Origin of the sequence: Nocardia seriolae NBRC 15557 (assembly GCF_007990715.1) — a bacterium.
GTDB classification, from domain to species: Bacteria; Actinomycetota; Actinomycetes; order Mycobacteriales; family Mycobacteriaceae; genus Nocardia; species Nocardia seriolae.
Map to the genome: position 1 here is coordinate 55307 of NZ_BJWY01000026.1, position 9065 is coordinate 64371.

The window sequence follows — 9065 nt, forward strand, 5'->3', positions numbered from 1 at the left end:
CTGTGTACGACACCATTATCAAGAACGGGCGCTGGTTCGACGGGACGGGCGCGCCCTCGGCCCTGCGCAATCTGGGCATCCGGGACGGGCGGGTGGCGACCGTGTCGGCCGCGCCGCTGGACGAGACCGATTGCGCGCGAGTGATCGACGCGACCGGCCGCTGGGTGCTGCCGGGCATGATCGACATCCACACCCACTACGACGTGGAGGTGCTGCTGGATCCGACGCTGTCGGAGTCGCTGCGGCACGGGGTGACCACGCTGGTGCTGGGTTCCTGCTCGCTGTCCACGGTGCACGTGGCGGGGCAGGACGCGGGTGACCTGTTCGGCCGGGTGGAGGCGATTCCGCGCAAGCACGTGGTCGCCGCGGTCGACGGGTTGAAGACCTGGAACAGCGCGCACGGGTACGTGCAGGCGCTGGAGTCGCTGCCGCTGGGCCCGAATATCGCCGCCTTCATCGGACATTCGGATATTCGCACCGCCCAGCTGGGTCTGCGCCGGGCGACCGATCCGGCGGTGAAGCCCAGCGAGGCGGAGCTGTCGGCCATGGAGCACAAGCTGCGCGAGGCCCTCGACGCGGGCTTCGTCGGCATGTCCTCGCAGCAGCTGCTGTTCGACAAGCTCGACGGCGAGGTGTGCCGGTCGCGCACGCTGCCCTCGACCTATGCCACCGCCAAGGAGCGGCGGCGGCTGAATCGGATACTGCGCGACCGCAAGCGGGCGCTGCAGGGCGGTCCCGACGTGGCGCGGCCGCAGAGCCTGATCGCCATGGCGGCCGGCAGCCTGGGCATCTTCCGGCCCGAGCTGAAGGTGAGCCTGCTGTCGGCGGCCGACATCAAGGCGATTCCCGGCGTGGTGAAGATCTTCCCGTTGATCGGCAAGGTCCTCAACCGGCTGGGCGGCGACTTCCGCTGGCAGCATCTGCCGGTCCCGTTCGAGGTGTACTCCGACGGCATCGACCTGCCCGTGTTCGAGGAATTCGGTTCCGGCGCAGCGGCTCTGCACCTGTCCAACCAGCTGGAGAAGCGGCACGAGCTGTTCGCCGATCCCGAATACCGGCGGCAGTTCCGCAAGGACTACGACAAGAAGTGGGGCCCGCGCGTGTGGCACCGGGACTTCTTCGACGCCGAGATCACCGAATGCCCGGATCCGAGCGTGGTCGGCAAGACTTTCGGTCAGGTCGGCGTGGATCGCGGCGGCATCCACCCGGTGGACGCCTTCCTCGACCTGCTGGTCGAGCACGGCTCGGGGGTGCGCTGGCGCACCACCATCTCCAACCACCGTCCCGAGGTGCTCGACGTGCTGGCCGCGGATCCCAGTATGCAGCTGGGCTTCTCGGACGCGGGCGCGCACCTGCGGAACATGGCCTTCTACAATTTCGGGCTGCGGTTCCTGAAGCGGGTGCACCGGGCGCAGCAGCAGGGGCGGCCGTTCATGACGGTCGAGCACGCCGTGCACCGGGTTACCGGGGAGCTGGCCGACTGGTACGACCTCGACACCGGCCACCTGCGCGAGGGCGATCGGGCCGATGTGCTGATCATCGATCCGGCCCGCCTCGACGAGAGCCTGGAAGCCTACGCCGAGAACCCGATTCCCGAATTCGACAACCTGTCCCGCATGGTCAACCGCAATGACGACACCGTCACCGCGGTGCTGGTCAACGGCGAGTACGTCTTCGGACTCGGCGAGAAGGCGGCGGGGCTGGGCAAGGAGCGCACCGGTGAATTCCTGCGCGCCGGACGCCGCTGAGGAGCGAAATACTGTGAATGCCAATAGATTCGACGGTCGCACGGCGGTCGTCACGGGTGCCGCGTCCGGCATCGGCGCCGCCATCGCGGCCGCGCTGATCGCCGAGGGCGCGAATGTCGTCGGACTCGACTTCGACGAGGCCGGACTCCGGAAGCAGGCCGCCGAACTGGGGGAGTCCTTCGTCCCGGCGGTCGCCGACGTGACCGACGAGGCCCAGGTCGAAGTCGGGATCGCGGTCGCCGCAACACGTTTCGGCGGTCTGGACGCCGCCTTCAACGCGGCCGGAGCCTCCCGCATCGGCGCGGTCACCGATCTGCTGGAGGCCGACTGGGACTTCACCATCGACCTGATCCAGAAGTCGGTCTTCCTGTGCACGAAACATGAAGCCCGCCTGATGAAATCGAGCGGCGGCGGCGCGATCGTGAACATCTCGTCCCTGGACGCCCGCGTTCCCATGCCCGGTGGCAGCCCCTACTCCACCGGCAAGGCGGGCGTGGTGATGTTCACCAAGAACGCCGCCCTGGAGCTGGCCCAGCACCGGATCCGGGTGAACGCCATCCTCCCCGGCCTGGTGGACACCCCGCTGGTGGCCGCGGTCATGGGCTACGAACCGGCCAAACAGATGTTCCTGGACCGCATCCCGATGGGCGCGGCCGCCACCCCGGAACAGATCGCCGCCCCCAGCCTGTTCCTCGCCTCCGACGACGCCTCCTACATCACCGGCATCGACATGGTGGTGGACGGCGGCTGGGAGCTGTCCAACTTCCCGAACTTGGCGAAGCTCGCGGGCTGAGCCGAGACGCCGCCCTGGGCATCCGAAACACGTTCTTGCCCAGGGTGGTTCGCTCGCCGCGTGCGGGCCGCACTGCGGACCTGCTGCGGCGTGATGCCGTACCACCGGCGCACCACCCGCGTCAGCGCGGACTGCTCGCGCAGGCCGATCAAGGTGGTGATCCGGCTCATCGGCAGATCCGTCTCACACAGCAGCCGGTAGGTGGAATCGCGGCGGGCGGCGTCGAGGACCTCGGTGAAGGTCGTGCCCTCGGCGGCCGGGGCGCGTTGCAACGTGCGTTCGTGCACGGCCAGCATGCGGGTCACGGTGTCGATATCGGCCTTGGATTCCAGAAACGCGCGATCGATCGCCACCCGCACGCGCGTGGTCATGCTCCGGTCCGGCTCGGGGTAGTTGCGTTCGAGGAAGTCCATCGCGAGCTTGTGCAGCATCGGATTGCCGCCGATGACGGGCCGCTCCAGCAGCTCCGCCGGGATTCGGAACACGGTGGTTGGCATGTCGAAACATACGTCGGCGCCGAAGAATTCGGTGTAGCGGGCGCGGGGCGCGCGGGCCGGATGCGGCAGGTGAACGGTCCGCAGGCCGTAGTCGCCCGCGCCGCGCAGCAGATGGCGGTGGATGAGGCCCGCGGCATGATCGATGCCCTGGCTCATCTGCGAGAGCTCCGCGGTATCGCGATAGTTCAGCGCAAGTATTCCGTTGTGCCCGTACGGGTCCGGGACCAGCCCGATCGAGACGCCCGCGTGCTGGACGGACAGGAATCGCGACGCGCAGGCGATGGCCTCGCCGACGGTGGTGGCATTCGTGAACGCGACCGCCAGCAGGCCGAGCACGTCGGCGTCCTGGCGGTCCGCCAGGCGCAGCCCGAGATCGGGGCAATCCAGTTCGGCCGCTGCGATTTCCAACGCCCAGCCCAGCGCTTCCGCTGAAACCACGGCGTCGTCGCTCTCGATGGCCTCGGGGGTGAGGCCGAATCGCCGCAGCAGTCCGAGGCCGTCCCCGCCCAGCTCGTCCACCAGTTCGCGATAGCCGCGCAAACTCGCCGCCCGTGCCATGACCGCCATCGGCCCTCCACCTCCCGCCCCGCTCCGGAGCCAGGACCGTAACCCGGAAATTGTCTGGGACGCAAGAGTCGACAGGGCCTTGTCGCCTGCGGGTAAAACGATGTCGCCCTGGGGCGAGTCCCTATTACCCGTCGGTAGCAACAATCTGGCCCGTGGACTTTGTGAGAGGTGGGACACGGTGAGGCGAGCTTGGACGCGGCGGGCGAGAATCGCCGTGAAGGGGCTCGTGGTCGTGTCCGCGATCCTCGCGTGTACCCCGTTCCTGACCCCGATGGCGTTGTCGGACACCGCGTTCACCGGCATTGACGGCGGTGGCTACGCGCCCGGCTGGACCGCCGCGGTCGACGGCCCGCAGCCGTACAACGGCGTCAGCACGGATCTCGCGGTGCCGATCACCATGAGCGACGGCACGGTGCTGAAGGCCGACATAATTCATCCCGCGAACAACGGACGCATCGCCGACGGGAAGCGACCGGTGGTGCTGCAGTTCCAGGGTTACGGGAAGCTGCCGATGCTGGTGGGCCAGGCGGTGCTGAGCGCCGCGGACGGTCTGGGAATCAAGCAGCCCCTGGAGAATTGGGTCGGCTCGCTGAAACTGCCCGGTGTCGGACTGGACGGCATCTTCGATCTGACCCGGCAGGCCTACTCGGGAGCCATCGAAGCCGCACTACAGGATTGGAAGCTCGCCAACGCCGGCTACACCCTGGTGCAGGTCGATCTGCGGGGCACCGGCACTTCCGGTGGTGACTGGCAGGTGTTCGGCGATCGTGAGAAGCAGGACGCCGCCGAGGTGATCGACTGGATCACCCGCCAGTCCTGGAGCGACGGCACCGTCGGCACCATGGGCATCTCGTTCACCGCGATCAGCGCGCTCGAGGCCACCGATCGAAGGCCGCCCGGGTTGAAGGCGGTCTTCGCCTACGAGGGCAGCGGCGACATCTTCAACGACATCGCGGGCGCGGGCGGCGCGGTCGGCGTCGGGTTCCTGGTGCCCTGGCTGATCGGCGTCAACGCGCTCAAGATGATTCCCGACATCACCTCGATACTCGTCGGAAGGTTCGATCCCGCACAGCAATTGCAGTGGCTGAAGGACCGGGTCGCCGACCCGCTGACGTTGGTCGACATGGTCGTCAATGGCTACACCGCGCTGAGCCCGGATCAATTGACCGCGCGGACCAAGCAACTCGTCGATCCCGACTCGCCGTTCCGGCGCGGTCTGAAGACCGACCTCACCCACATCCAGGTCCCGACGTTCATGGTCGGCGCGTGGTTCGACATCTTCGGCACCACGCCCACCGACACCTTCAACGCGATTCCGCTGCCGGAGGAGCGGAAGAAGCTGATCATGGGCGACGGCTACCACCTGGGCAGCGGCGTCGCCGGTCTCGGTCATCCCGGCATGCCGCCGCGACTGGATGTGTTGCAGCGGGCCTGGTTCGACCACTGGTTGCGCGGAATCGGCAATGGCATCGAGAAATACGCGCCGCGCACCGTCAAACAGCAGGGCGCGGGCCGGACCGACGTGCCGGAGTTCCCGCGCTCCGAGGTCGGCTACCGGCGGCTCTACCTCGATGACAGTCCCAGCGGGACCAGCCCGAATTCGCGGTACGACGGTGGACTGTCCGAGACGCCGCGGCAGGCGGCCGTCAACGACCTGACCGTGGCTCCCGGCCTGCTGAGTCTGTGCAGTCGCGACGGCGCGCGTATTGCGGCGGGGGCGCTCGCCGTCATCGAGGCGTGCGGCAACGACTCGCGGATCTGGGAGAACGACGGCCTGACCTTCACCAGCAGCCCGGTGGCGCAGGCGACCACCCTGTCCGGCCCGGTGAACGTGCACTTGAACGTGGTCCACGACGCCACCGACGGGTACTGGGTGGCGACGGTCAACGACGTTGGCCCCGACGGTGATTCGCGTGAGATCGCCACCGGCCAGCTGGTCGCCTCGATCCGGCAGATCGATGAGGACGCCAGCAAGACCTCGGCCAACGGCGACTACACCGAGCCGCACTACTTCCTCGATCTGGCCAGGTGCCAGCCGACGGTCCCGGGTGTCCCGGTCACCCTCGACATCGCGCTCACCCCGATCGAGGCCGTCCTGCAGCCCGGTCACCGCCTGCGCGTCGACGTCTACGCCAGCAACTTCCCGAAGGCCCTGCCGCCCCTGTTCTTCCTCGCCGACTCCGGCCTGAAGCCCGAACATGTGCGCCCGGACCCCGACGCCCCGAGCTGGGTCAATGTGCCTCTGACCGATTCGATCCCCGACTAGCGCCGGGGTTCGAAGCCGCCGCGGGACTGCCTACAGCAGTCCCGCGGTGAAGGTGGCCGGGTCGGGCCCGACGCGGGTGCCGGTGTCGAGGGCGCTGATGGCCTGCATCTGGTCGTCGGTCAGTTCGAAGGAGAACACGTCGAAGTTCTCCCGAATCCGGCTGGGCGTCACCGACTTCGGAATCACCACATTGCCCAGCTGCAGGTGCCAGCGGATGATCACCTGCGCCGGGGTGCGGCCGGTCTCGGCCGCGATGGCCGCGATGGCTGGATGCTTCAGCGCCGACCCCTGCCCCAGCGGACTCCACGCCTCGGTGGCGATCCCGTGCTCGGCGTGGAAGGCCCGCAACTCGGCCTGGATCAGCCCCGGATGCAGCTCGACCTGATTCAGCACCGGCGTTTCACCGGTCTCGGCGATCAGCTGCTCCAAATGCTCCCGATTGAAGTTCGACACCCCGATCGAGGTGATCCGCCCCTCGGCCTTCAACTTCTGAAACGCCCGGAACGTATCGACGAACCGTCCGGCCTGGGCCACCGGCCAGTGAATGAGGTAAAGGTCCAGGTAATCGAGCCCGAGCCGCTCCATGCTGGCATCGAAGGCCCGCAGCGTGGAGTCGTACCCCTGCTCGGAATTCCACAGCTTGGTGGTCACGAACACCTCGTCCCGAGGCAACCCCGACTCCCGAACCGCTTGCCCGGTCCCCGCCTCGTTCCCGTAGATGGCCGCCGTATCGACACTCCGATACCCGGCCTCGAGTGCCGTGCTGACCGCGTCGACCGCCTCCGCATCGCCGACCTGCCACACCCCGAAACCGAGCGACGGAATCGCCTGGCTGTCATTCAGAACAATCGACGGAACTGAGCTGCTCTCGTTTCGAAAGGTCATGTTCGCCGACATTACGCCCCTCGCCGAATTCATCCGTGTTCTCCTCCGCAAACGTCAGCACACGCCCTTGCAGCAGATCCACGAAGTAGCCGAACGGGTCGTCGTCGCTGTTGACGGCCATCATGAACAGCGGGACCAGCAGGTCGTTCGCCGACTCCCGCGACCACCGGTAGCCGATCGCCGGACCGAACAGGTCGAAGATCGGCGCACCGTCGTCGGGCGAGTTGAACCAGATGCCCTCGACCCCGCGCACCATCCACTCACCGATATAGGTGATGAATTGTTCTGCGACAGAGTTGTTTTCGTCGGCACCGATGAGGGAAACGACCCAGTCGAACGTATCCTCGCTGAATCGGTCGTCGACCGGCGGACGGGTCTCGCCGCCCCGGGCTGCTTCCAGCCGGGGCAGCGAGTCGGTGAACAGCGTCTCGATACGCGCCTCGATCGCGGCCCGATCACTCCATGCGAGCCAGGCCGGGGATCGCTGGGCCTCCCGGTCGAAGAAGCCGGGGTCCAGCTCGTTGTCGGCCGGAGTTGCCCGTCGCGTATGAGCCATAGGAGTTTTCGGTCCTTCAGTCGCCGAATGATCCGGTGGGAGCCTTGGCCGAGGGGCCTCGGTCGAGTTCTGCCGGAACCTTCGGGCTTCAATCGGAGAGTTCGTGGGCGGCGGTGCGGAGGGTCCAGGCCGGGGCGCGGTGGTGCAGGGTGGTGACCGTGAGCGGGGGGATGTCGATGCGCCAGAAGGATTCCGCGGGGGCGTTGAGGGAGTGGAGGATGGCGGCTCGGACGACGCCGGGGTGGGTGACGGCGATGATGCGGTCGCCGGATCCGGCCAGGGTGTCGAGCCAAGTGCCCACGCGGGCAAGGAGATCGGTGATGGATTCGCCGCCGTGGGAGCGGTGGGCGGGGTTGGTGAGCCAGTCCATCAGTTCGCCGGGGGTGATGTCGTCCATGGACTTGCCGGACCACGCGCCGCAGTCGAGGTCGCGCAGGGCGGGTTCGGCGGTCGCGTCGAGGCCGAGGGCTTTCGCCGTCTGCTCGGTGCGCAGCTCGGGGGCGTGCAGGACCACGGTCGGGGCGGGGCGGGGGAGGCCGCCCGCCCGCGCGACGGACCGCTCGCCCAGGGGGTTGAGCGGTTCGTCGGCGGGGACGCGGGCGGCCAGGACCGCATCGGTGATCGCGTGGGTGATCAGGGTGAGGCGGGTTACGGAGCTCAGACTGCCGAAGATGTTGCCGTGGAAGCGCGTTCGCCGAGCAGGCGGGGTGCCAGCCAGGCGAAGCCGACGCCGATGACCACCCAGAGGATCAGCTGCGCGGCGAAGGAGTAGAGCCGGAAGTGGTACAGGTCGTCGGCGGGGAAGCCCGGGTAGACGACGGTGCCCGACGGATCCTTCAGGGGCTGCGGCGTTTCGGTGGCGAAGTCGCCGAGTTCCCGATTGGCCGACAGGTGCCCCAGGGAGGGCAGGATCGCCATGACGACACCCATGACCACCGTGAACGATGCCGCCGCGGCGACGGTGGCGGTCCAATTACCCAGGCGGGCAGCGAGTTTGCGACCCAGCCAGATGGCGGCCAGCAGTGCGATCACGCTGATCACGATCATGCCCAGGTACAGCGCGGTGCGCGGCTTGGTGGTGTCGTGGTTGCCGATGGCCGGGGGGTTGGCCGGGTACTTCAGGAACGGCGCCGCGTAGGACACCAGGAACATGCCGCCCGCCACCAGCAGCGCCAGATTGCGCGGGGTGATCTTCCCGGCCTGGCGCAGGGCCAGGTAGTAGACCACCGCGAACAGCGCGCCCATGGCCGCGCCGAACACGATCATGCCGAAGCTGAAACCGGCGTTCTCCTGCTGGCTGCGGGTGAACAGCTCGGACGCCATGTCCGCCATCGGCTTACCGGCGGCCTTGTCCAGCGCCATCTGCGCGTCGTCGCGCCCGCTCTCGTAATCGATGGCCCGATTGATGATGGGCTCGACCAGGATCCGGGCGAAGATGAACGCGAGCAATCCACCGAGCGCGCCCAGTAGGACGCCTCGGCCGATGATCCGTTTTTCCATTGTGCTGACTCGATTCCCGTGACTAGTGGCAGGGGAAACCGAGGAAGTGCCGACCGTCGTGGACGAACTCGTGCACGTGCATGTCGCTGCCGAAGATCGACACCGCGCCCTGGTCGATGCCGATGAAGTAGAGCGCCAGCAGCGCCATCAGGGTGGTGCCGACCAGCCACATGGCGGTGGTCGGGAGAGCCAGCGCACCGGTGTTCAGGCCGGAACGGGGAGCGTAGGACGTGGCCACGGGAACTCCTAGTAC

The 9065-nt window shown here is 67.8% G+C and carries 9 protein-coding genes; 3 read left to right on the forward strand and 6 right to left on the reverse strand.

Annotated elements, in window-relative coordinates; genetic code table 11:
- Positions 1-2: 2 nt before the first annotated feature.
- Complete coding sequence (locus NS2_RS11170) at positions 3-1748, forward strand: N-acyl-D-amino-acid deacylase family protein (protein ID WP_033087459.1); 1746 nt, start codon at positions 3-5, stop codon at positions 1746-1748.
- A gap of 13 nt (positions 1749-1761) precedes the next feature.
- The gene (locus NS2_RS11175; RefSeq protein ID WP_036552461.1) at positions 1762-2541 is read left to right on the forward strand and encodes an SDR family NAD(P)-dependent oxidoreductase; all 780 of its coding nucleotides are present in this window, start codon (positions 1762-1764) and stop codon (positions 2539-2541) included.
- Here the strand turns inward: NS2_RS11175 and NS2_RS11180 are convergent.
- Entirely contained in the window at positions 2460-3605 is a 1146-nt protein-coding gene (locus NS2_RS11180; protein WP_063864965.1) for an AraC family transcriptional regulator, read from the reverse strand. The two genes, NS2_RS11175 and NS2_RS11180, sit on opposite strands and share 82 nt — an antisense overlap.
- A gap of 232 nt (positions 3606-3837) precedes the next feature.
- Here NS2_RS11180 and NS2_RS11185 point away from each other — a divergent pair, with 232 nt between their 5' ends.
- Positions 3838-5871, forward strand: a complete 2034-nt coding sequence (locus NS2_RS11185; RefSeq protein WP_261772274.1) for a CocE/NonD family hydrolase — start codon at positions 3838-3840, stop codon at positions 5869-5871.
- A gap of 30 nt (positions 5872-5901) precedes the next feature.
- Here NS2_RS11185 and NS2_RS11190 read toward each other — a convergent pair whose 3' ends face one another.
- The 5 genes from NS2_RS11190 to NS2_RS11210 form a co-directional block, all read right to left on the reverse strand.
- Entirely contained in the window at positions 5902-6756 is an 855-nt protein-coding gene (locus tag NS2_RS11190; protein ID WP_033087461.1) for an aldo/keto reductase, read from the reverse strand.
- A complete protein-coding gene (locus NS2_RS11195; RefSeq protein WP_033087462.1) occupies positions 6707-7312 on the reverse strand; it encodes a hypothetical protein in 606 nt (201 codons plus the stop codon). The genes NS2_RS11190 and NS2_RS11195 overlap by 50 nt, the downstream gene beginning before the upstream one ends.
- Positions 7313-7400: 88 nt before the next feature.
- Positions 7401-8057: a histidine phosphatase family protein gene (locus NS2_RS11200; RefSeq protein ID WP_308640193.1), complete on the reverse strand. Its 657-nt coding sequence runs from the start codon at positions 8055-8057 to the stop codon at positions 7401-7403.
- The gene (locus NS2_RS11205; protein ID WP_033087463.1) at positions 7970-8812 is read right to left on the reverse strand and encodes a CbtA family protein; all 843 of its coding nucleotides are present in this window, start codon (positions 8810-8812) and stop codon (positions 7970-7972) included. Before NS2_RS11205 ends, NS2_RS11200 begins: the two co-directional genes overlap by 88 nt.
- Before the next feature lie 22 nt (positions 8813-8834).
- On the reverse strand, positions 8835-8984 hold the full coding sequence (locus NS2_RS11210) for a CbtB domain-containing protein (protein ID WP_081985846.1): 150 nt from the start codon (positions 8982-8984) through the stop codon (positions 8835-8837).
- Between the last annotated feature and the right edge of the window lie 81 nt (positions 8985-9065).

What these genes read in the sequence shown, in the direction of transcription:
- NS2_RS11205 (WP_033087463.1), bottom strand. Translation starts at nt 8,812, where the DNA reads ATGGAAAAACGGATCATCGGCCGAGGCGTCCTACTGGGCGCGCTCGGT.
- NS2_RS11195 (WP_033087462.1), bottom strand. Translation starts at nt 7,312, where the DNA reads ATGGCTCATACGCGACGGGCAACTCCGGCCGACAACGAGCTGGACCCC.
- NS2_RS11190 (WP_033087461.1), bottom strand. Translation starts at nt 6,756, where the DNA reads ATGACCTTTCGAAACGAGAGCAGCTCAGTTCCGTCGATTGTTCTGAAT.
- NS2_RS11180 (WP_063864965.1), bottom strand. Translation starts at nt 3,605, where the DNA reads ATGGCGGTCATGGCACGGGCGGCGAGTTTGCGCGGCTATCGCGAACTG.
- NS2_RS11210 (WP_081985846.1), bottom strand. Translation starts at nt 8,984, where the DNA reads ATGTGGCTGGTCGGCACCACCCTGATGGCGCTGCTGGCGCTCTACTTC.